A 21851-nucleotide genomic window follows, 5' to 3' on the forward strand; every position below is an offset into this window, starting at 1 on the left:
TAGCAGGTCGGCAGCAAGTCGGCGGCCGGAACCTGGCGGGACACCAGGCCGATCCGTTCGGCTTCAGCAGCGTCGACGTCGCGGCCGGTCAGCATGATCTCGAACGCCCGGGAGCTGCCGATAGCTCGCGGCAACAAGTAGGAAAGGCCGAGTTCGGAAGCCGTCAGGCCGTTGTTGATGCCGGCCGCGCGGAAGTAGGCACCGGCCGAAGCGACCCGGATGTCGGCGGCCAGTGCCAGACACAGCCCACCACCGATCGCAGCGCCGTTGACCGCGGCGATGATCGGCTGGTGCAGTCGGCGCATTGCCAGGATGACTTCGTCGAGCAGTTCCATCGACCGCAACGCATAGGTCGGCCGGGTCAGGCCTTGGACATGGGGCACCGATCCGGCCGACTTGTGGTCGGCCCCCGATGAGAAGCCCCGGCCGGCGCCGGTGAGAATCACCACACGGATGTCGTTGTCGGCGGTCAGCTCGTCAAGAGCCGCCTTGAGCGGAACCATGACGTCGAAGGCCATGGAATTCATCCGCTCCGGGCGGTTGAGCGTCACCAGGGCGACATGGGGTTGCGGGCGATCCAGGTGGACAAAGGGGCCGAAGTCGGTCGGGCTCACCGTTGCACGCTATCGCGTGCCGGGACCGCTTAGAGATCGGAGCGGTCGCTGGACTGCTCGCCGATGGCGTTGTCGACATCGAACGCGCGCACTTGCGCGATGAGGTCGTCCAGAGCGGCCGGCGGAAGCGCACCGGCCTGGTTGAACACCAGGTGGCCTTTCTTGAAGGCCATCAGGGTCGGGATGGCGCGGATTTCGGCGGCGGCGGCCAGCTGCTCCTCGGCCTCGGTGTCGACTTTGGCGAACACGATGTCCGGGTTGGCCTCGGAGGCCTTGGTGAAGGTCGGGGCGAAGGCGCGGCACGGACCGCACCAGGACGCCCAGAAATCGACCAGCACGAGGTCGTTGCCGGTGATGGTGTCGTTGAAGTCTTGTGCGGTGAGGTCACGGGTAGCCATGACAGCGCAAACGTTCCAGACGGCCGTTCTGTTCCCAGTAGTCCGGGCGTGCAGGTCGCCTAAACAGTGAACCCCAGCGCGCGCAATTGCTCGCGGCCGTCGTCGGTGATTTTGTCCGGCCCCCACGGCGGGTTCCACACCCAGTTGATCTTGACCTCGTTGACCAGGCCGGATCCGACCAGGGCGCTGAGTGTCTGATCCTCGATGACGTCGGTGAGGGGGCAGGCCGCCGAGGTCAGCGTCATGTCGATGACGGCGACGGCGCCGGAGTCCACCTGCTCGACGTTGAGTCCGTAGACCAGGCCCAGGTCGACGACGTTGATGCCCAACTCAGGATCCACCACGTCGCGCATGGCCTCTTCGAGGTCGGCCAAGAGCTCTTGAGAGGCGGTCTCTGTCATCGATTCTCCTCGCTGGTTGTGCATTTCAGGGAAACCCGCGCCAGGGCGTCACCTGGTGCTGTCGCGTCTGCTACCGCGGCCTTGAACGCCAGCCACCCCAGCAGCGCACATTTCACCCGGGCAGGGTATTTCGACACCCCGGCGAAGGCGATGCCATCGCCGAGCACGTCCTCGTCGCCCTCGATGCCGCCTCGCGAGGTGATCATCTCGTTGAACGCCTCGACAGTCTTCAGTGCGTCGCCGACCGACTGGCCAATCACCTGATCGGCAAGCACCGAGGTGGCGGCCTGGCTGATTGAGCACCCCTGACCGTCGTAGGACACGTCGGTGACCTGCTCGCGGTCGTCTGACAACGACACCCGAAGGGTCACCTCGTCCCCACAGGTCGGGTTGACGTGGTGCACCTCGGCGGAGAACGGTTCCCGCAGGCCGCGGTGATGGGGGTGCTTGTAATGGTCCAGGATGACGTCCTGGTAAATCTGTTCCAGTCTCACCGGGGACCGTCCCCGAAAAAGTCGATCGCCCGGCGCACGCCGGAGATGAGTCGGTCCACCTCGTCGAGGGTGTTGTACACGGCGAAAGATGCACGCACGGTGGCCGTTACCCCCATCCGACGGTGCAGGGGTGCGGCGCAGTGGTGGCCCACCCGCACCGCCACCCCATCGTCGTCGAGGACCTGGCCGACGTCGTGGGCATGCACCCCGTCGACGACGAACGCGACCGGGGAGCGCCGAACCGTGGGATCGGCCGGTCCGATGATGCGGACCTGCGAAATATCGGCCAGACCCGCCAGCGTGGCGGCCACCAGTCGATGCTCATGGGTTTGGACCGCGGCCATCCCGATCTGGGCGAGATACCTTGATGCCGCAGCCAACCCAACCACTTGCGAGATCATCTGGGTGCCGGCCTCGAAACGCTGCGGCGGCGGGGCATAGGTGGCCGACTCCATGGTCACCGTCTCGATCATGGACCCGCCGGTGAGGAACGGGGGCAACACGGCCAGCAGATCGGATCGACCGTACAACGCTCCGATGCCGGTCGGGCCGAGCATCTTGTGACCGGAGAACGCGGCGAAGTCGACGTCGAGTGCCGGGAAGTCAACGGGCTGATGCGGAACCGACTGGCAGGCGTCCAACACCGTCAGCGCCCCCACCGCCTTGGCGCGCCTCACCAGTTCGGCTACCGGCCCGGCCGTCCCGGTCACGTTCGAATGATGGCTGAAGGCAACCACTTTGACCCGCTCGTCGAGGTCCAGCGAGTCGAGGTCCAGGTGACCGTCGTCGGTGATGCCGTACCAGCGCAGGGTGGCGCCGGTCCGTCGGGCCAGTTCTTGCCACGGGATCAGATTGGCGTGGTGTTCGAGTTCGGTGGTGACGATCACGTCCCCCGGACCGACCGCTCGGTCGAATCGGCTGTCGCCCAACACGTAGGACACCAGATTGAGCGCTTCGGTCGCGTTCTTGGTGAACACCAACTGAGCTGGGGCCGCTCCGACGAAGGCGGCGATGTCAGCCCGGCCGTCTTCGAAGGCGTCGGTGGCCTCCTCCATCAGCTGGTGGGCCCCCCGGTGCACCGCCCCGTTGGACGTGCTCAGGAAGTGACGTTCGGCGTCGAGCACAGCCAGCGGCTTCTGCGATGTCGCGCCCGAGTCCAGGTATGCCAGCCGCTGGCCGCCGCGCATGACCCGAGCCAGGATCGGGAAGTCGGCCCTGACCCGGTCGACATCGAGGCCGAAGTCGACTGTCGCCGTCATTGACGATCGCCTAGGACGATGCCGCAGCGCGGGTAAACCGTACGTAGCCATTCTCCTCGAGCTCGTCGGCGAGTTCTGGGCCGCCGGACTCCACGATCCGCCCATCGACGAAGACGTGCACGAACTGCGGGTGGATATAACGCAGGATCCGGGTGTAGTGGGTGATGAGCAGCACACCGGCGTGCTCGGCCTCGGCGAACCGGTTGACGCCGTCGCTGACGACGCGCAGTGCGTCGACGTCGAGGCCGGAGTCGGTCTCATCGAGGATGGCGATCTTGGGTTTGAGCAGTCCCAACTGCAGGATCTCGTGGCGCTTCTTCTCTCCACCGGAGAAGCCTTCGTTGACGCTGCGCTCGGCGAACTGCGGGTCGATGTTCAGATCGCCCATCGCGGATTTGACTTCTTTGACCCAATGGCGCAACTTCGGCGCCTCTCCCCGCACCGCGGTCACTGCGGTGCGCAGGAAATTCGACATCGAGACACCGGGAACCTCGACCGGGTACTGCATGGCCAGGAACAGGCCGGCGCGGGCACGTTCATCAACGGTCATCTCCAGGACGTCCTGCCCGTCCAGGGTGATCGACCCTGAGGTGATGGTGTATTTCGGGTGCCCGGCAATGGCATAGGACAGAGTCGACTTGCCGGACCCGTTGGGGCCCATGACGGCATGGGTCTCCCCCGACCTCACAGTGAGGTCGACGCCCTTGAGGATCTCTTTCTCGCCGCCCTCCGGGGTGTCGACGCTGACGTGCAGGTCTTTGATCTCCAGTGCTGATGTACCGATGCTGCTCATGAATCCGTTCTCGTTTCGGTGATGGCCAGTTCGTGTTCGATGGCGTCGGTCAGCCGGTCCCTGATCGCCGGAACGGCGATCTTTGAGATGATTTCGCCGAAGAATCCGCGTACCACCAGGCGGCGGGCCTGCTCCTCGGGGATACCGCGGGCTTGCAGGTAGAACATCTGCTCATCGTCGAATCGGCCGGTGGCGCTGGCATGCCCGGCGCCGACGATTTCGCCGGTTTCGATCTCCAGGTTGGGAACCGAGTCCGCCCGGGCGCCGTCGGTGAGCACCAGGTTGCGGTTCACCTCGAAGGTGTCGGTACCGGTGGCCTCGGCGCGGATCAGCACGTCGCCCACCCAAACGGTGTGTGCGTCGGGCTTCTTGGATGCCGGATCCCCTTGCAGCGCACCCTTGTAGAGCACATTCGAACGGCAGTTGGGTTGGCTGTGGTCGACGAGGAGTCGGGACTCCAGGTGCTGACCGGTGTCGGCGAAGTACAGCCCGAGCAGTTCAGCATCGCCGCCGGGGGCCTCGTAGCGCACGGTGGCGGTCATCCGAACGACCTCGCCGCCGAGGGTGACCGCGACGTGACGCAATACTGCGTCCTTGCCGAGGCGGGCGTGCTGGGCGTTGACGTGCACCATGTCGTCGGCCCAGTCGGCGATCCAAACCACGGTCAACCGAGCGGCGTCGGCCAGGACGAATTCCACGTTGTCGGCGTAAGTTCCGCTACCGCGCAGGTCGATGACCACAACCGCGTCGGCGAGTTCCTCGGCGCGAATCTGCAGATGGCCGTAGGCCACTTTGTCCACCCCGGGCCCGGTGATCGTGATCTCGACCGGCATCTGGGTGTGCGCGCCGCCGCCGACGGAGACGATGGTGGCGGCATCGAACGATGAGAATGCTTGGGCCGCAACCCGGTCGGCCGGCACCCCACCATTGCCAAGCCGTTCATCGCCACGCTGGACGGTTTCAACCGTCACTCCGGCCTGCTCGGAGACGGCGATCAACGCCCGCCCAGTGGCCGGCGCGCCACCGTCGTGTAGCCCGCGCAGCCGCCGCAGCGGGGTAAACCGCCACAACTCGTCGCGGCCGCCGGGTACCTCGAAGGCGTTGACGTCGAACGAGCAGAACTGCTCGCCCTTATTGACGGCCAGCACTGTCATCGGATCTCCCGTCGCGTCGCTCGCCCCATCAGCCGACCGCGCCTTCCATCTGCAGTTCGATCAGCCGATTGAGTTCCAGCGCGTACTCCATAGGCAGTTCCTTGGCAATCGGCTCGACGAACCCGCGCACCACCATGGCCATCGCCTCGTCCTCGGTCAGTCCGCGACTCATGAGGTAGAACAGCTGATCTTCGCTGACCTTGGACACCGTCGCTTCATGGCCCATCGTGACGTCGTCCTCGCGGATGTCGACGTAGGGATAGGTGTCGCTGCGGCTGATCGTATCGACCAGCAGAGCATCACATTTCACGCTGGAGCGTGATCCGTGGGCGCCTTTGTTCACCTGGACCAGTCCGCGGTAGGAGGCGCGGCCGCCACCGCGCGCCACCGACTTTGAGACGATGTTGCTCGAGGTGTTCGGGGCCAGGTGCAACATTTTGGCGCCGGTGTCCTGGTGCTGCCCCTCCCCGGCGAAGGCAATCGACAGGACCTCGCCCTTGGCGTGCTCACCGGTCATCCACACCGCGGGATACTTCATGGTGACCTTGGACCCGATGTTGCCGTCCACCCACTCCATGGTGGCCCCGGCTTCTGCACGGGCGCGCTTGGTGACGAGGTTGTAGACGTTGTTCGACCAGTTCTGGATGGTCGTGTACCGCACCCGGGCACCGGGCTTGACGATGATCTCCACGACCGCCGAGTGCAACGAGTCGCTCTTGTAGATCGGAGCGGTGCAGCCTTCCACGTAGTGGATGTAGGAGCCCTCGTCGGCGATGATCAGGGTCCGCTCGAACTGGCCCATGTTCTCGGTGTTGATCCGGAAGTAGGCCTGCAACGGGATATCGACATGCACGCCCGGTGGCACGTAGATGAACGAGCCGCCCGACCAGACCGCGGTGTTCAGCGCCGAGAACTTGTTGTCCCCAGCCGGAATGACGGTGCCGAAGTACTGCTTGAAAAGCTCCGGATGCTCCTTCAGACCGGTGTCGGTGTCCAGGAAGATGACCCCCTGAGCCTCCAGATCTTCCCGGATCTGGTGGTAGACCACCTCGGACTCGTACTGTGCTGCCACACCACTGACCAGGCGCTGCTTCTCGGCCTCCGGGATGCCGAGGCGGTCGTAGGTGTTCTTGATCTCCTCCGGGAGTTCTTCCCAGGTGGTGGCCTGCTTTTCGGTGGAGCGCACGAAGTACTTGATGTTGTCGAAGTCGATGCCGTCGAGGTCCGAACCCCAGTTGGGCATCGGCTTCTTCTCGAAGGTGCGCAGCGCCTTGAGGCGGATGTCAAGCATCCACTCCGGCTCGCTCTTCTTCGCCGAGATGTCACGGACGACAGCTTCGGAGAGACCTCGCTTGGCGCTGGCGCCGGCCACATCGCTGTCGGACCAGCCGTAGCCGTACCGGCCCAGCGAGGCGATGGTCTCCTCTTGGGTGAGTGGCTGCAGGTCAGGTGAAGTCGTCATGACGACGCTCCTTGTCGGTTGTCGTGGTTGAGGATGATGCTTTGGGCCAGTGGCACATGAGTTGTCAGTGGCACATGAGTTGTACAGGCGCAGTCGCCGTTGACGATGGAAGCCAGTCGCTGCACGTGAGTCCCGAGAACCTCGGCGATGGCCTGCTTCTCGGCCTCACACAATTCCGGGAACTCCTCTGCCACGTGGGAAACCGGGCAGTGATGCTGGCAGATCTCGATGCCCTTGATCGGCCCCCCCACCCGCGTCGCGGTGGTGGCGTAGCCGGCTTGGGTCAGCGCCTCGGCCAGCCGATCGGCGGCATCCTCGAGGGACTTGTCGTCGTCGGAGTCCACGGGTGTCACCCCGGCCAGGATGCTGTCGATACGGCGGCGGGCGAACGTCTGGACCGCCTGGTCGCCACCGATCTCCCGAAGGTGCCGCATGGCCGCCGACGCCAGATCGTCGTAGGCGTGTTCGAGTTTCGCCCGCCCGGCCGCGGTGAGCCGGTAACGCTTGGCGGGCCGACCCCGTCCGACATGCTGCCAGGCTGCCGCCGGCTGGGATTCGGCGTCGCCGCCGTCGACCAGGACGTCGAGATGGCGGCGGACGCCGGCGGCGGAGATGCCGAGTTTGCGCCCGACGTCGGCAGCGGTGATCGACCCGGACTCCAACAGCAGTCGCACGATCTCCCGCCGCGTCTGGCCGTCCTGCGCCGAACCCCCGGATACGGGCGACTCGTCGGGCAAGATTTTCACAACAACAGTGTTACGGAATTCCCCAGCCGGGTCTAGCAAGGGCAGGCTTACCTATTCGGCGCGCCGTTGGCGCCCGGGGTCGCGGCGGCTCAGAACACGGCAGCAGGGCGGATAGAGTTCAGCTGTGGCTGCCCGCCGGCACTCCCTGTACTCCTCCATCGCCAGCTGGCATGGGGAAGAGCGGACCGAGGGCTCACCGCTCAACGCCGCTGAGCTGCGGGCGATGAACCGGACCCGGCTGTTCGGTGCTACCGGAACCGTCCTGATGGGGATCGGCGCGCTGGGCGCCGGCGCCCGACCCGTGGTGCAGGACCCCACCTTCGGGGTGCGACTGCTCAATTTGCCGTCGCGCATCCAGACGGTCTCGCTGACCATGACGACCACCGGCGCGGTGATGATGGCACTGGCCTGGCTGATGCTGGGCCGCTTCGTTCTGGGGCCGCGGCGAATGTCGCGCAGCCAGCTGGACCGGACACTTCTGGTGTGGATGGTCCCGCTGCTGATCGCACCGCCGATGTACAGCAAGGACGTCTATTCCTATCTGGCCCAGAGCCAGATAGCCCGGATCGGACTCAACCCCTACCAGGTGGGTCCCGCGCCGGGGCTGGGTCTTGACCACGTCTTCACCCTCTCGGTGCCGAGCCTGTGGCGCGAGACCCCGGCCCCCTACGGACCGTTGTTCCTGTGGATCGGCCGCGGCATCTCCACGCTGACCGGGGAGAACATCGTCGGCGCCGTGTTGTGCCACCGACTGGTCGTGCTGGTCGGGGTCGGCCTCATTGTTTGGGCCACACCACGATTGGCGCGTCGCTGCGGTGTCGCAGAGGTCGCCGCGTTGTGGCTGGGTGCGGCCAACCCGCTGCTACTGATGCATCTGGTGGCCGGTATCCACAACGAAGCGCTGATGCTCGGGCTGATGCTGACAGGCACTGAATTGGCGCTGCGTGGAATCGACAACGTTTCCCCGCTGCTGCCGAAGCCGGTGCTGTGGCCACGGTCGCGCACGCAGTGGGCGCAGTGGGCACCGCTGGGCCTGTTGGTGGCCGGAACCGTACTGATCACATTGGCCTCCCAGGTCAAGCTTCCGGGCCTGCTCGCCCTGGGCTTCGTCGCGATGGCGCTGGCGCACCGCTGGGGCAGCACCGTGACGGCGTTCCTGTCCGCTGGGGTGCTCACCGCGTCGCTGTCACTGGCGGTGATGGTCTTTATCGGCTGGGCCAGCGGTCTGGGCTTCGGATGGCTGTTCACCCTGGGCACCGCCAACGTCGTCCGCAGCTGGATGTCGCCGCCCACCCTGCTGGCCCTGGCCACCGGCCAGGTCGGCATCCTGCTCGGGCTCGGCGACCACACCACGGCCGTGCTCGCACTGACCCGCGCCATCGGCGTGATGATCATCGCCATCATGGTCAGCTGGCTGCTGCTGGCAGTGCTGCGCGGGCGGTTGCATCCGGTCGGCGGTCTGGGCGTCGCGCTGGGCGCCACCGTGCTGCTCTTCCCGGTCGTGCAGCCGTGGTACCTGCTGTGGGCCATCATCCCGCTGGCGGCCTGGGTCACCCGGCCCGGATTCCGGATCGCCGCCATCATCGTCACCCTCATCGTGGGGATCTTCGGACCCACCGCCAACGGCGACCGCTTCGCGCTGTTCCAGATTCTTGACGCCACACTGGCCAGCGCGTTGATTGTGCTCGTCCTCATCTGGCTCACCCGCAACCGGTTGCCCTGGCGTTACGTGCCCGGCACCGACGAGGTCTACAGCGGACAGGACCTCGCGAAGGTCCCCGACCGCACCCCCGATGAAGGCCCGGTCCGGGCGCCGGACCCACCACCGGCGGCCACCCCGGCACCCGACGCCTACGCTGATTCCCCGTGAGTCCTGGCTCCCCCAATCCCGTGCGGTTGCGTGGGGTGTCGAAACGCTACGGATCCACCGTGGCGGTCTCCGCCCTGGATCTCGACGTCGCGCGCGCCGAAGTGCTTGCCCTGCTCGGGCCCAACGGCGCCGGTAAGACCACGACCGTCGAGATGTGCGAGGGTTTCGTCCGGCCCGATGCCGGCCGCATCGAAGTGCTCGGCCTGGACCCGGTCGCCGACAATGCGCAGGTCCGCGAGCGGATCGGGGTGATGCTGCAGGGCGGCGGCGGCTACCCCGCCGCCCGCGCCGGGGAGATGCTCAATCTGGTGGCCTCCTACTCCGCCAATCCCCTGGATCCGGCCTGGCTGTTGGACACCCTGGGCTTGACCGACGCCGCACGCACCACCTACCGGCGGCTGTCCGGCGGACAGCAGCAGCGACTCTCGCTGGCCTGCGCGATCGTCGGCCGACCGGAGTTGGTGTTCCTGGATGAACCCACCTCCGGGATGGACGCCCACGCACGGGTGGTGGTCTGGGAACTCATCGACGCGCTGCGCCGCGACGGGGCGACGGTGGTGCTGACCACCCACCAACTCAAGGAAGCCGAGGAACTCGCCGACCGGATCGTGATCATCGACCACGGTTCGACGGTGGCCTCCGGGACACCCGCGGAGTTGATGCGCAGCGGCGCCGAGGATCAACTCCGGTTCTCCGCCCCACGCAAACTCGACCTCTCACTGCTGTTGTCGGCGCTGCCCGAGGGCTACCGGGCCCGTGAGCACTCCCCCGGCGAATACCTGGTGGAAGGAACCATCGACCCACAGGTACTGGCGACGGTGACGGCCTGGTGCGCCCGAATGAACATCCTGACCACCGACATGCGCGTCGAGCAGCGCAGCCTCGAGGACGTGTTCCTGGAGTTGACCGGCAGGGACTTGCGGTCATGACCGATCTGTTCCCCGCCGGGACCTTCACCCCCGACCCGCGGCCCAATAGCATAGGCCGGATGCTGGCCGCACAGTACGCGTTGGACCTGAAACTGTTGCTGCGCAACGGCGAACAGCTGCTACTGACCATGTTCATCCCGGTCACCTTGCTCATTGGGTTGACGCTTCTTCCACTGGGTTCCTTCGGAGAACCCCGGGTCGCTGTGTTCATCCCGGCGATCATGGCGTTGGCGGTGATCTCCACCGCCTTCACCGGCCAAGCCATCGCGGTGGCCTTCGACCGCCGCTACGGCGCCTTGAAGCGCCTCGGCGCCACCGCCCTGCCGGTGTGGGGTGTCATCGCAGGCAAAGTGCTGGCCGTGGTGAGCGTGGTGTTCCTGCAGGCGATCCTGCTCGGCGGGATCGGACTGGCTCTGGGGTGGCGCCCTCCGCCGGCGGGCCTGCTGTTGGGTGCCGCCATCATCGCGCTGGGCACAGCAACCTTCGTGGCGATGGGTCTGCTGCTCGGCGGGACCCTGCGCGCCGAGATCGTGCTGGCGGTGGCCAATCTGCTGTGGTTTGTCTTCGCCGGCCTGGGTGCACTCACGCTGGAGTCCGGAACGGTTCCCAAGGCACTGTCGTGGGTCGCCAGACTCACCCCTTCGGGGGCACTGACCGAAGCGCTGTCCCAGGCCGTCAGTCCGTCCGGGTCGGTGTCGGTGGACTGGTTCGGTCTTGCGGTGCTGGCGGTATGGGGTGCGGTGTGCGCGGCCGCGGCCTTGCGCTGGTTCCGGTTCACCTGATCGCTAGGATCATGGGGTGGGCGTACGCCGGATTTTCCTGAGGCTGGTGGACCTGCTTCCGATGCCAAGCCTGCGCACCCAGCGCATCATCGCGGCCATCGGCCTGCTCAGTCAGGCACTGATCTCGGTCACCGGCTCCATCGTTCGGGTCACCGCCTCCGGCCTGGGCTGTCCGACCTGGCCGCAGTGCTTCCCGGGGAGCTTCACCCCGGTCCCGCACGCCGAGGTCCCGGGCATCCATCAGGCCGTCGAATTCGGCAACCGCCTGTTGACCTTCGTGGTGGTACTCACCGCGATCGCGGTCGTCCTGGCGGTCACCCGCGCCCGGCGCCGACGCGAGGTGCGCCGCTACGCCTGGCTGATGCCGGCATCCACGGTGCTACAGGCGGTGATCGGCGGCATCACGGTGCTGACCGGCCTGCTGTGGTGGACGGTGGCGATCCACCTGTTGGTCTCGATGGCGATGGTCTGGGTGGCCACGCTGCTCTACGTCAAGATCGGTGAACCCGACGACGGCATCCCCACCGAGCAGGTGCCCAGACCGCTGCGGCAGTTGACCTTCCTGAGCGCGCTTGCTCTTTCGGCAACCCTGGTGAGCGGCACCCTGGTCACCGGCGCCGGCCCGCACGCGGGTGACAAAAGTCCGGATCGCCCCGTCCCGCGCCTGCAGATCGAGATCGTCACCCTGGCTCACGTCCACGCCACCCTGCTGGTGAGCTATCTCAGCCTGCTGATCGGCCTGGGCGCCGGCCTGCTGGCGGTTGGCTCACCAGCGCGGGTCAAGCGAGGGCTGACGATGCTCATCGGTGTGGTTGTGGCCCAGGGTCTGATCGGGCTGGTGCAGTACCACACGGGGATCCCCGCCGTTCTGGTCGCGCTGCACGTGGCGGGCGCGGCGGCCTGCACCGCCGCCACCGCGGCGCTATGGGCCTCGATGCGAGAGCGGACCCAACCCAAGGCGCTCACACGCCGCCTCGACCTGCAGCGCGAACCTGCGCTGCCGTAGCTCACGGCTGGCTTCGTCGAGTTGACGCCAACCCAGTGACGGCTCGATCAATTCAAGTTCCAGCAGCACCGGATCCCCGCCCGATTCATCGGTGCCTCCGATGAGATCAACACGAGCATAAAGGAATTCGTTGCGCAGAATGCCGAGCCGTGACGCGGCCGCGTCGAGGACGGCATGTCCGAGATCCCACAGTTCGAAGTCGGCATCGACGAGGCGAAGGTTCTCCTGGGCGAAGGTGCCGGATTGGTCCAGGCGCGGCCCGCGACCGTCGGGCGGCAGGATCGGCGCTTTGGTGAACGCGTGCGACTCCTCCCCGCCGAGGAACACCAGCGCCGTCTCGCCGCTCTCGATGCGGCAGTCGTAGGGCTGCACCAGGACACTGCGGCCGGCCGCCAGCATCGTCGCGGCGTGCGCGGTTGCCGCCGCCGGGTCGGCGAACCGCAGCGTGTCAATGGATCCGGCGCCGACGGCCGGCTTCACCACGGTTTCACCGGTCGGCATCGAAATCGGCTCGCCCGGTTCGATGAACGCCGACGGCACCGTCGGGATGCCCGCGGCGGCGAGGTCGGCCAGGTAGTGCTTATCGCTGTTCCAGGCGACCGCGGCCGGGGCGTTGAGCAGATTGCGCACCCGCGAGGTCCAGGCCAGGAACTCCTCGCGCCGGTCGGCGTAGTCCCACGCAGCACGCAGAATCACCAGGTCGGCGCTCTCGGTCTGCGGGTCGTCCCAGGGCATCCAGCGCGCGTGCAAACCGCGCTGACGCAGTGCGCCCACCAGTCCGTCGTCGTCGCCGTCGCCGCCGGTGAGTTGCCGGCACGATGCCAACACGATGCGCGGATGGAAGATATTGGGCCGGGCCAGCTTCACAGCGGGGATGATAGTGACATGTATGTGGTCGAAGTCGTCGAGACCGGCGGACCGGAGGTTCTGCGCTACGTCGAGCGGGCGATGCCCGCTCCCGGTCCGCGTGAGGTTCTGATTCAGGCCGACGCCATCGGGGTCAACTACATCGACACGTACTTCCGCTCCGGGCAGTACCCGAGGGAACTGCCCTTTGTCGTCGGCCAGGAAGTGTGCGGTACCGTCGCCGAGATCGGTGAGGACGTGGTCGCGATCAACGTCGGCGATCGGGTGGTGACCGCCAACGCCGCCGGTGCCTACGCCGAATATTCCATCGCGCCAGCAGATTTCGTGGCATACGTGCCTGACGCCGTGCAGTCCGATGCCATCGCCTCAGCGCTGCTGAAAGGTATGACGGCTCACTATCTGATCAAGTCGGTGTACCAGGTACAGCCCCGGGACTGGCTGCTGGTACACGCCGGCGCGGGCGGGGTGGGACTGATCCTGACCCAGTGGGCCACCAGCCTCGGCGCTCGGGTCATCACCACCGCCTCCACACCGGAAAAGGCCGAGTCGTCCCGCCAGGCGGGGGCCGTGGAGGTACTCGACTACCCCGACGACGCCGCCGAGTTCGCCGACCGGGTGCGGTCGCTGACCGACGGCCGCGGGGTTGCCGCCGTGTACGACGGCGTCGGCAAGTCGACCTTCGAGGCCAGCCTGGCCAGTCTGGCGGTGCGGGGCACCCTGGCGTTGTTCGGCGCGAGCAGTGGGGCGGTACCACCGGTGGACCCGCAACGGCTCAACGCCGCCGGTTCGGTCTTCCTGACCCGCCCCAACCTCGCCCACTTCATCAGGACCCCCGACGAATTCGCCTGGCGGGCCGGTGAACTGATGGACGCCATCGCCGACGGGTCGATCACCATCACGGTCGGCGGGCATTACCCACTGGCTGAGGCGCAGCGGGCGCATGAGGACCTGCAGGGGCGCCGGACCACCGGCTCGATCGTCCTGCTGCCCTGAACTGCTCCACCGAGATTGGGCTGAGGCGGGAAAGTTACACGAAGGCGCCTGCGTGTCGTCAATCTCGGCGCAAACGGAGGGGCCGCTAGCCGAACAGCAGCGGCAGCGGGATCACCGAATCCACCGCCAAGGCGCAGAACACCGCGGCCAGGTAGTTGTTGGAGTGCAGGAAGAGCCGCAACGGCTTGACCGCCTCACCGCGCAGCACCCCGGCGTGCAACCGGTGTGCCAGGCTCAGGAACCAGGCCCCGGCCAGCACGGCCACCGCGGCGTACAGCCAACCGGCGGCCGGGATCAATGCCAGGGTCGCGGCCACGGTCAGCCAGGTGTAGATGATGATCTGACGGGTGACCTGACGTTCGGTGGCCACCACGGGCAGCATCGGAACGCCGGCCGCCGCGTAGTCGGCCTTGTATTTCATCGCCAGCGCCCAGGTGTGCGGCGGCGTCCAGAAGAAGATGATCGCGAACATCACCAGGGCCTGCCAGCCGATGGTGCCGGTCACCGCCGACCAGCCGATCATCACCGGCATGCAGCCGGCCGCGCCGCCCCACACCACGTTCTGCGACGTCCGCCGCTTGAGCAACAGGGTGTAGACCAGCACGTAGAAGGCGATCGTCGCCGCGGCCAGATGCGCCGACAGCAGGTTGGTGGTCCACCACAGCCAGAAGAACGAGGCCACCGACAGGGCGATGCCGAACACGAAGGCGTGGCTGCGGGGCACCGTCGCCCGGGCCAGCGGCCGTCCGGCGGTGCGTTTCATGACCTTGTCGATATCGGCGTCGGCGACGCAGTTCAGCGTGTTGGCGCCACCAGCGGCCAACATTCCCCCGAAGAGGGTGTTGAAGATCAGCACCGGATCGACAAGGCCACGGGAAGCCAACAGCATCGCCGGGATCGTGGTGACCAACAGCAACTCGACGACGCGGGGCTTGGTCAGGGACAGGTAGCCCAGCACGGTGGTGCGGATCCGACTCGGAGCGCGCCGGACCTGCGGATCGGCGGCCTCGCCGAGGAGGCGGGTTTCGCGCATTCTCACGCGGTCAACTCCTTCACGGACGGCTCGGCGTTCCAGGCGGGGCCGCCCCACGCGTCTACTACAGAGGATGGTAGACCGCCACGCTGCCGATTTGGTACTTCAGGGTGGATTCCCGGCACTAGGGTGTGCAGCAGCAGCGGTTAGCCCGCCGAGCAGACGTCCCAGGAGCGCCTTTCGTGACCACCCTTGAGCAAATCTCCGAGCTGACCCAGCCGCATCACCCCGAGGGCTGGACCGATCTGGACACCCGTGCCGTCGACACCGTGCGGGTGCTGGCCGCCGACGCGGTGCAGAAGGTGGGCAACGGGCATCCGGGTACGGCGATGAGCCTGGCACCGGCGGCCTACACGCTGTTCCAGCGGGTGATGCGGCACGATCCCAGCGACACCGCATGGCTGGGCCGGGACCGCTTCGTGCTGTCCTGCGGGCACTCCAGCCTGACCCTGTACCTGCAGCTCTACCTGGGCGGATTCGGCCTTGAACTGGCCGATATCGAGGCGCTGCGCACCTGGGGTTCGAAGACCCCCGGCCACCCGGAGTTCGGGCACACCAAGGGTGTGGAGATCACCACCGGACCGCTCGGCCAGGGCCTGGCCTCGGCGGTCGGGATGGCCATGGCCTCCCGCTACGAGCGCGGCCTGTTTGATCCCGATGCGCCCGCCGGCACCAGCCCGTTTGATCACTACATCTATGTGATCGCCTCCGATGGCGACATGCAGGAGGGGGTGACCAGCGAGGCGTGCTCGCTGGCCGGCACCCAGCAACTCGGCAATCTCATCGTGATCTGGGACGACAACGAGATCTCCATCGAGCACGACACCAAGATCGCCTTCACCGAGGACACCGCGGCCCGCTACGAGGCCTACGGCTGGCACGTACAGAGGGTGGAGGGCGGCGAGAACGTCGCCGGCATCGAGGATGCCATCGCCCGGGCCAAGGCCGTCACCGACAAACCGTCGTTCATCGCGCTGCGAACCATCATCGGCTACCCGGCGCCGACGAAGATGAACACCGGCGGTGTGCACGGCTCCGCGCTCGGCGCCGAAGAGGTGGCCGCCACCAAGAAGGTGCTCGGCTTCGACCCGGACAAGACCTTCGAGGTCTCCGACGAGGTGATCACCCACACCCGCCGGTTGGTGGACCGCGGCCGGGCCGCACATCAGGAGTGGCAAACCGGCTTCGACGCCTGGGCGCTGCGCGAGCCCGACCGCAAGGCGCTGCTGGATCGGCTGCTGGCCGGAAAGCTGCCCGACGGATGGGACGCCGCTCTTCCGCACTGGGAGCCCGGCTCCAAAGCGGTGGCCACCCGGGCCGCCTCCGGTGAGGTGCTTTCGGCGATCGGACCGGTGCTACCCGAACTGTGGGGTGGTTCGGCTGACCTGGCCGGTAGTAACAACACCACGATGAAGGGCGCGGAATCCTTTGGTCCGCCGTCGATCTCGACCGAGGACTGGACCGCCGACTGGTACGGCCGCACCCTGCACTTCGGCATCCGCGAGCACGCCATGGGCGCGATCCTGTCCGGGATCGTGCTGCACGGCCCGACCCGCGCCTACGGCGGTACGTTCCTGCAGTTCGCCGACTATATGCGCGGGGCGGTCCGGTTGGCTGCCCTGATGAACATCCCCGCGATCTACGTATGGACGCACGACTCGATCGGACTCGGCGAGGACGGTCCGACCCACCAGCCGATCGAGCACCTGGCGGCGCTACGCACCATCCCCCGGCTATCGGTCGTGCGCCCGGCCGACCCCAATGAAACCGCCTACGCTTGGCGGGCGATCCTGGAGCGCACCGGCGGTAACGGCCCGACCGGTCTGATCCTGACCCGCCAGGGGGTGCCGGTGCTGGAAGGCACCAGCAGCGAGGGGGTCGCTCGCGGCGGTTATGTACTCGGCGAATGCGGATCGGCCGACGCCGATGTGATCATCATCGCCACCGGATCCGAGGTTCAACTGGCCGTCGAGGCGGCAAAGATGTTGGCCGGCAAGGACATCAAGGCCTGCGTCGTCTCGATGCCCTGCGTCGAGTGGTTCGAGGCCCAGTCGCAGGAGTACCGCGACCATGTGCTGCCGCCGGACGTGTCAGCCCGGGTCGCAGTCGAGGCCGGCGTCGCGCAGAGTTGGTACAAGTACGTCGGTGATACCGGCGAGATCATCTCCATCGAGCGCTATGGCGAGTCGGCCGACGACAAGACCTTGTTCCGCGAATTCGGGTTCACTCCCGAAGCGGTGGTCGCCGCCGCGGAGCGAGCATTCGACAACTGAAACCCACCCACTGAACCCTCCACACCACCAGGAGATCTCATGGCCCAGAACCCAAACCTTGCGGCGCTGTCGGAGGCGGGCGTCTCCGTCTGGCTCGACGACCTGTCCCGCGACCGGCTGCGGTCGGGAAATCTGCAGGAACTGATCGACACCCGCAGCATCGTCGGCGTCACCACCAACCCGTCGATCTTCCAGGCCGCGCTGTCCAAGGGCACCGCCTACGACGCGCAGGTCGCCGAACTGGCCGAACGCGGCGCTGACGTTGATGCCGTTATCCGGACGGCCACCACCGACGATGTACGCGAGGCCTGCGATATCCTTCGGCCGCAATGGAATGACTCCAACGGCGTCGACGGCCGAGTCTCCATCGAGGTCGATCCCCGGCTGGCGCACGACACCGACAAGACCATCCTGCAGGCCATCGAGCTGTGGAAGATCGTCGACCGGCCCAACCTGCTGATCAAGATTCCGGCCACCCTGGCCGGGCTGCCTGCCATCACCGCCGTGATCGCCGAGGGCATCTCGGTCAACGTGACGCTGATTTTCTCCGTGGAACGCCACCGCGCTGTGATGGACGCCTACCTGGCCGGACTGGAGGCCGCACGGCCGGCCGGCCACGATTTGAACAACATCCACTCGGTGGCCTCGTTCTTCGTGTCCCGGGTGGACACCGAGATCGATGCGCGACTGGAGAAAATCGGCACCAGGGAGGCTCTGGAACTGCGCGGCCTGGCCGGCGTCGCCAACGCCCGACTGGCCTACGCCGCCTATGAAGAGGTTTTCGGATCGGGTGGGCGCTGGACGACGCTGGCCGAAGCGGGGGCCTGGGTGCAGCGGCCGCTGTGGGCCTCGACGGGGGTGAAGAACCCGGAGTACTCCGACACCATGTACGTCGACGAACTCGTCGCCCCGGACACGGTGAACACCATGCCGGAGAAGACGCTGGAGGCCGTCGCCGACCACGCCGACGTCCGCGGCAACACCATCGAGGGGACCGCAGCCGAATCCCAGGCGGTCTTCGACAAGCTCCAAGCCGCCGGCGTCGACCTCGCCGACGTCTTCCGCCACCTCGAGGAGGACGGTGTGCTGAAGTTTGAGAAGTCCTGGGAGGAGCTGCTCGAGGCGACCCAGGCCCAGCTGGACGCCCAGAAGTGAGCGAGGTCAAATGAGCCTCGATACCCAGAACGGGGTGGCACCGACTACCGGTCCGCCGGGTTGGCGCAATCCGCTGCGCGACAAACGCGACAAACGGATGCCCCGCATCGCCGGGCCCTGCAGTGTGGTGATCTTCGGGGTCACCGGCGACTTGTCACGCAAGAAGCTCATCCCGGCCATCTACGACCTGGCCAACCGGGGCCTGCTACCGCCGTCATTCGCCCTGGTGGGTTTCGCCCGCCGGGACTGGGTGGACCAGGATTTCGGCAAGATCGTCTACGAGGCGGTCAAAAAACACGCACGCACCCCGTTCCGCCAGGAGGTCTGGGACCGGCTGGCCGATGGAATCCGTTTCGTTCAAGGCAGTTTCGACGACGACGCGTCGTTCAACCGGCTGGCCGAAGCGCTGGACAAGCTCGATGTCGAACGCGGCACCGGCGGCAATCACGCGTTCTATCTGTCGATCCCACCCAATGCCTTCCCGGTCGTCTGCGAGCAACTCAAGAGGTCCGGCCTTGCCGATCCCCAGGACGGCCGCTGGAGCCGGGTGGTGATCGAAAAGCCCTTCGGCCACGACCTGCACAGTGCCCAGGAACTCAACAAGGTCGTCAACAGCGTCTTTCCCGAGGAGTCGGTGTTCCGCATCGACCACTATCTCGGCAAGGAGACGGTGCAGAACATCATGGCGCTGCGCTTCGCCAACGAACTCTTCGAGCCCACCTGGAACAGCCACTACATCGACAGTGTGCAGATCACCATGGCCGAGGACATCGGCCTGGGTGGTCGCGCCGGCTACTACGACGGAATCGGCGCGGCCCGAGACGTCATCCAGAATCACTTGCTCCAGCTTCTGGCGTTGACCGCCATGGAGGAGCCGGTGAACTTCGGCCCCGAGGAGGTCAAGGCCGAGAAGCTCAAGGTGCTCTCGGCCACCCGGCTGGCGCGGCCGCTGGACCTGACCAGCTCGCGCGGGCAGTACGTCGGCGGCTGGCAGGGCGGCGAGAAGGTGGTCGGCCTGCTCGAGGAGGAAGGGTTCTCCAAGACCTCGACCACCGAGACCTTCGCGGCCATCACCCTCGACGTCGACACCCGGCGTTGGGCCGGCGTTCCGTTCTATCTGCGGACCGGAAAGCGTCTGGGGCGCAGGGTCACTGAGATCGCGTTGATGTTCAAGCGGGCGCCCCATCTGCCGTTCGACACCACCATGACCGAGGAACTCGGCCAGAACGCCCTGGTGATCAGGGTGCAGCCCGATGAGGGCATCACCATCCGGTTCGGTTCCAAGGTGCCCGGCAGCACCATGGAAGTGCGCGACGTGAACATGGACTTCTCCTATGGTTCAGCCTTCGCCGAGGACTCCCCCGAGGCTTATGAGCGGCTGATCCTCGACGTGCTGCTCGGTGAGCCGTCGCTGTTCCCGGTCAACGCCGAGGTGGAACTGTCCTGGCAGATCCTCGATCCGGTGCTGGAGTACTGGGCGCAATCCGACAAGGCATCGGAAGGCCCAGACCCGTACGACTCGGGTTCATGGGGGCCGGACTCGGCGTTCGAGATGTTGCAGCGCTCCGGTCGGGAATGGAGGCGGCCCTAGCCATGATTGTCGACCTTCCCGAAACCACGACAAACGAGATCAATAAGCGCATCACCTCGCTGCGCGAGGAGGGTGGCGCGATCACCCTGGGACGGGTACTGACCCTGGTCATCTCGCTGGAAACCGACACGATCCTCGAGTACGCCATCGAGGCGGCTGTCGGAGCCAGTCGCGAGCATCCCTGCCGGATCATCGTTGTGGTTCCCATCGACCGGCTTGCCGGCGAGGCGCGCCTGGACGGTCAACTGCGGGTGGGCGGTGACGCCGGCGCCGGCGAGGTGGTGGTCCTGAAAACCTCCGGGCCGCTGGCCAACCACGCCAGCAGTGTGGTGCTGCCCTTCCTGCTGCCCGATACCCCGGTGGTGGCCTGGTGGCCCGGGACGGCGCCGGACGTTCCGGCGCGGGATCCACTGGGCCGGTTGGCTATTCGCCGGATCACCGACGCCACCCGCTCTGAGAACCCGCTGGCCGCACTACGCAGCCGGATCAAGGGATACACCCAGGGCGACACCGATCTGGCGTGGAGCCGGATCACCTACTGGCGGGCGCTGCTGGCCTCCGCGTTGGACCAGCCGCCGTATGAGCCGGTCACCGGCGCGGTGGTATCCGGGCTGGCCGACGAGCCGGCGCTGGACATTCTGGCCGGCTGGCTGGCCAGCTGTGTCGATGGTCCGGTACGCCGCGAGGTGGGAGAACTCAAGGTCGAACTGACCCAACCCACCCAGATCATCACACTGAGCCGGCCCCAGGACGGAGCCACCGCCACCCTGAGCCGCACTGGCCGTCCCGACGCCCAACTTCCGTTGGCGCGCCGGGAAACCCGCGAATGCCTCGCCGAGGACATGCGTCGACTCGATGCCGATGAGGTCTACCACGAGGCGCTCGCGGGTCTGGAGAAGGTGCAGTACCCGGGTTCCGGATCGGCCTGACCGTGGCTGATACCGGCGACGGGCCGGACGTCACCGTCGCAACCTATCCGGACACCGACGCGCTGGTGGCGGCCACCGGTGACCGGCTGGCCGAGGCGATCACGGAGGCTATCGCCGACCGTGGCCGGGCCATGGTCGTGCTCACCGGAGGCGGCACCGGGATCGGGTTGCTCACAGCCCTCGGCGGCCATCCGGTCGATTGGGCGCGAGTTCACCTGTTCTGGGGCGATGACCGCTACGTGCCCCACGATGACGACGACCGCAATGAGAAGCAGGCACGCGAGGCACTGCTGAACAACATCGCCATCCCGGCCGGCAACATCCATCCGATGCCGCCGGCTGACGGCGAATTCGGCGACGACATCGAGGCCGCCGCGCGAGCCTACGCGGCAGTGCTGGCCGCGAACGCCGAAAACGGAGAACCCACCCCGGTTTTCGATGTCCACCTGCTCGGGATGGGGGGCGAGGGACACATCAATTCCCTGTTCCCGCACACCGATGCCGTCCGAGAGACTGACCGGATGGTGGTGGCGGTGACCAACTCCCCCAAGCCTCCACCGCAGCGGATCACCCTGACCCTGCCCGCGGTGCGCCGGTCCCGGCAGGTGTGGCTGCTGGTCTCCGGCGAGGCCAAAGCCGATGCGGTGGCCGCCGCCGTGGCCGGCGCCGATCCCGACGACTGGCCGGCGGCAGGCGCGCGCGGGGCCGAAAGGACTCTTTGGCTTCTTGACTCCGCAGCAGCGAGCAAACTGTCACACTGACGCCATGGACGAGAAGACACGGCCGCGCAGTCCTGCCGAGCGAATCAGGACGCTGGCCCAGGCTGCGCTGAACGCCGATGAGACCGTCGATCAGATGGACCACATCCTCGACGACCTCGAACAGAACCTCGTCGGCCTCAATAAGGCAGTGGGCACCATGGAGGCCTCGCTGCAGTATTTCAACCAGACACTGCACCGGCTCAATGAGAACCTCGAACAGTTGGAGGGAATGATGGGCCGGGTGCAACGTCTGGTCGATGTCGCCGAATCGGCGATGTCGCCGGTGGTGGCCACCGAATCGGCCGTGCGTGGGGTGATCAACGCGATCTGGCGAAAGTGAT

Annotated in this window: 22 protein-coding genes; 11 read left to right on the forward strand and 11 right to left on the reverse strand. The window is 66.7% G+C overall.

Annotated elements, in window-relative coordinates; genetic code table 11:
- The 9 genes from ADBZ5N_RS01905 to ADBZ5N_RS01945 form a co-directional block, all read right to left on the reverse strand.
- Positions 1–614: enoyl-CoA hydratase (locus tag ADBZ5N_RS01905; RefSeq protein WP_526255797.1), on the reverse strand; the 614-nt coding region annotated here is incomplete at its 3' end.
- Positions 615–643: 29 nt separating this feature from the next.
- A complete protein-coding gene (gene trxA, locus ADBZ5N_RS01910; protein ID WP_526255798.1) occupies positions 644–1012 on the reverse strand; it encodes a thioredoxin in 369 nt (122 codons plus the stop codon).
- A 59-nt stretch (positions 1013–1071) separates the two neighbouring features.
- Positions 1072–1413: a metal-sulfur cluster assembly factor gene (locus tag ADBZ5N_RS01915; RefSeq protein WP_526255799.1), complete on the reverse strand. Its 342-nt coding sequence runs from the start codon at positions 1411–1413 to the stop codon at positions 1072–1074.
- Positions 1410–1907, reverse strand: coding sequence for a Fe-S cluster assembly sulfur transfer protein SufU (sufU, locus tag ADBZ5N_RS01920; RefSeq protein ID WP_526255800.1), 498 nt, complete (start codon positions 1905–1907; stop codon positions 1410–1412). The genes ADBZ5N_RS01915 and sufU overlap by 4 nt, the downstream gene beginning before the upstream one ends.
- Positions 1904–3166 carry a SufS family cysteine desulfurase gene (locus ADBZ5N_RS01925; RefSeq protein WP_526255801.1) on the reverse strand — a complete coding sequence of 421 codons (1263 nt, stop codon included), beginning with the start codon at positions 3164–3166 and terminating at the stop codon, positions 1904–1906. The genes sufU and ADBZ5N_RS01925 overlap by 4 nt, the downstream gene beginning before the upstream one ends.
- 10 nt (positions 3167–3176) lie before the next feature.
- Complete coding sequence (sufC, locus tag ADBZ5N_RS01930; protein ID WP_526255802.1) at positions 3177–3959, reverse strand: Fe-S cluster assembly ATPase SufC; 783 nt, start codon at positions 3957–3959, stop codon at positions 3177–3179.
- Positions 3956–5113 (reverse strand): Fe-S cluster assembly protein SufD, encoded by a 1158-nt coding sequence (sufD, locus tag ADBZ5N_RS01935; protein WP_526255803.1) that lies wholly within the window; start codon positions 5111–5113, stop codon positions 3956–3958. Before sufD ends, sufC begins: the two co-directional genes overlap by 4 nt.
- Before the next feature lie 28 nt (positions 5114–5141).
- Entirely contained in the window at positions 5142–6575 is a 1434-nt protein-coding gene (sufB, locus tag ADBZ5N_RS01940; RefSeq protein ID WP_526255804.1) for a Fe-S cluster assembly protein SufB, read from the reverse strand.
- Positions 6572–7321: a helix-turn-helix transcriptional regulator gene (locus ADBZ5N_RS01945; protein WP_526255805.1), complete on the reverse strand. Its 750-nt coding sequence runs from the start codon at positions 7319–7321 to the stop codon at positions 6572–6574. The genes sufB and ADBZ5N_RS01945 overlap by 4 nt, the downstream gene beginning before the upstream one ends.
- 124 nt (positions 7322–7445) lie before the next feature.
- Here ADBZ5N_RS01945 and mptB point away from each other — a divergent pair, with 124 nt between their 5' ends.
- From mptB to ADBZ5N_RS01965, 4 genes are read left to right on the forward strand one after another with little or no spacing between them, the layout of a single operon-like run.
- Positions 7446–9191, forward strand: a complete 1746-nt coding sequence (gene mptB, locus ADBZ5N_RS01950; protein WP_526255806.1) for a polyprenol phosphomannose-dependent alpha 1,6 mannosyltransferase MptB — start codon at positions 7446–7448, stop codon at positions 9189–9191.
- The gene (locus tag ADBZ5N_RS01955) at positions 9188–10120 is read left to right on the forward strand and encodes an ABC transporter ATP-binding protein (protein ID WP_526255807.1); all 933 of its coding nucleotides are present in this window, start codon (positions 9188–9190) and stop codon (positions 10118–10120) included. The genes mptB and ADBZ5N_RS01955 overlap by 4 nt, the downstream gene beginning before the upstream one ends.
- On the forward strand, positions 10117–10902 hold the full coding sequence (locus ADBZ5N_RS01960; RefSeq protein WP_526255808.1) for an ABC transporter permease: 786 nt from the start codon (positions 10117–10119) through the stop codon (positions 10900–10902). Before ADBZ5N_RS01955 ends, ADBZ5N_RS01960 begins: the two co-directional genes overlap by 4 nt.
- A 16-nt stretch (positions 10903–10918) precedes the next feature.
- Positions 10919–11908: a COX15/CtaA family protein gene (locus ADBZ5N_RS01965; RefSeq protein ID WP_526255809.1), complete on the forward strand. Its 990-nt coding sequence runs from the start codon at positions 10919–10921 to the stop codon at positions 11906–11908.
- Here the strand turns inward: ADBZ5N_RS01965 and ADBZ5N_RS01970 are convergent.
- On the reverse strand, positions 11825–12775 hold the full coding sequence (locus tag ADBZ5N_RS01970; protein WP_526255810.1) for an ATP-grasp domain-containing protein: 951 nt from the start codon (positions 12773–12775) through the stop codon (positions 11825–11827). The genes ADBZ5N_RS01965 and ADBZ5N_RS01970 overlap by 84 nt on opposite strands.
- Before the next feature lie 18 nt (positions 12776–12793).
- Between ADBZ5N_RS01970 and ADBZ5N_RS01975 the strand changes: the two genes are divergently transcribed.
- On the forward strand, positions 12794–13768 hold the full coding sequence (locus ADBZ5N_RS01975) for a quinone oxidoreductase family protein (protein ID WP_526255811.1): 975 nt from the start codon (positions 12794–12796) through the stop codon (positions 13766–13768).
- 85 nt (positions 13769–13853) lie between these two features.
- On the opposite strand, the gene ADBZ5N_RS01980 is transcribed toward ADBZ5N_RS01975, so the two are convergent.
- Positions 13854–14807, reverse strand: a complete 954-nt coding sequence (locus ADBZ5N_RS01980; RefSeq protein ID WP_526255812.1) for a heme o synthase — start codon at positions 14805–14807, stop codon at positions 13854–13856.
- A 176-nt stretch (positions 14808–14983) separates the two neighbouring features.
- On the opposite strand from ADBZ5N_RS01980, the gene tkt reads away from it, so the two are divergent.
- Genes tkt through ADBZ5N_RS02010 form a run of 6 tightly spaced genes read left to right on the forward strand, consistent with a single transcriptional unit; the run spans position 14984 to position 21850 of the window.
- On the forward strand, positions 14984–17074 hold the full coding sequence (tkt, locus tag ADBZ5N_RS01985; RefSeq protein ID WP_526255813.1) for a transketolase: 2091 nt from the start codon (positions 14984–14986) through the stop codon (positions 17072–17074).
- Positions 17075–17113: 39 nt separating this feature from the next.
- Positions 17114–18229: a transaldolase gene (gene tal / locus ADBZ5N_RS01990; protein WP_526255814.1), complete on the forward strand. Its 1116-nt coding sequence runs from the start codon at positions 17114–17116 to the stop codon at positions 18227–18229.
- Positions 18230–18239: 10 nt separating this feature from the next.
- Complete coding sequence (gene zwf / locus ADBZ5N_RS01995; RefSeq protein ID WP_526255815.1) at positions 18240–19820, forward strand: glucose-6-phosphate dehydrogenase; 1581 nt, start codon at positions 18240–18242, stop codon at positions 19818–19820.
- Positions 19821–19822: 2 nt separating this feature from the next.
- The gene (gene opcA / locus ADBZ5N_RS02000; protein ID WP_526255816.1) at positions 19823–20749 is read left to right on the forward strand and encodes a glucose-6-phosphate dehydrogenase assembly protein OpcA; all 927 of its coding nucleotides are present in this window, start codon (positions 19823–19825) and stop codon (positions 20747–20749) included.
- A 2-nt stretch (positions 20750–20751) separates the two neighbouring features.
- The gene (gene pgl / locus ADBZ5N_RS02005) at positions 20752–21510 is read left to right on the forward strand and encodes a 6-phosphogluconolactonase (protein WP_526255817.1); all 759 of its coding nucleotides are present in this window, start codon (positions 20752–20754) and stop codon (positions 21508–21510) included.
- Positions 21511–21514: 4 nt separating this feature from the next.
- On the forward strand, positions 21515–21850 hold the full coding sequence (locus tag ADBZ5N_RS02010; RefSeq protein WP_526255818.1) for an ATPase: 336 nt from the start codon (positions 21515–21517) through the stop codon (positions 21848–21850).
- Position 21851 lies beyond the last annotated feature (1 nt).

The sequence above is a fragment of the Mycobacterium sp. genome, assembly GCF_044370595.1.
Classification (GTDB): Bacteria; Actinomycetota; Actinomycetes; order Mycobacteriales; family Mycobacteriaceae; genus Mycobacterium.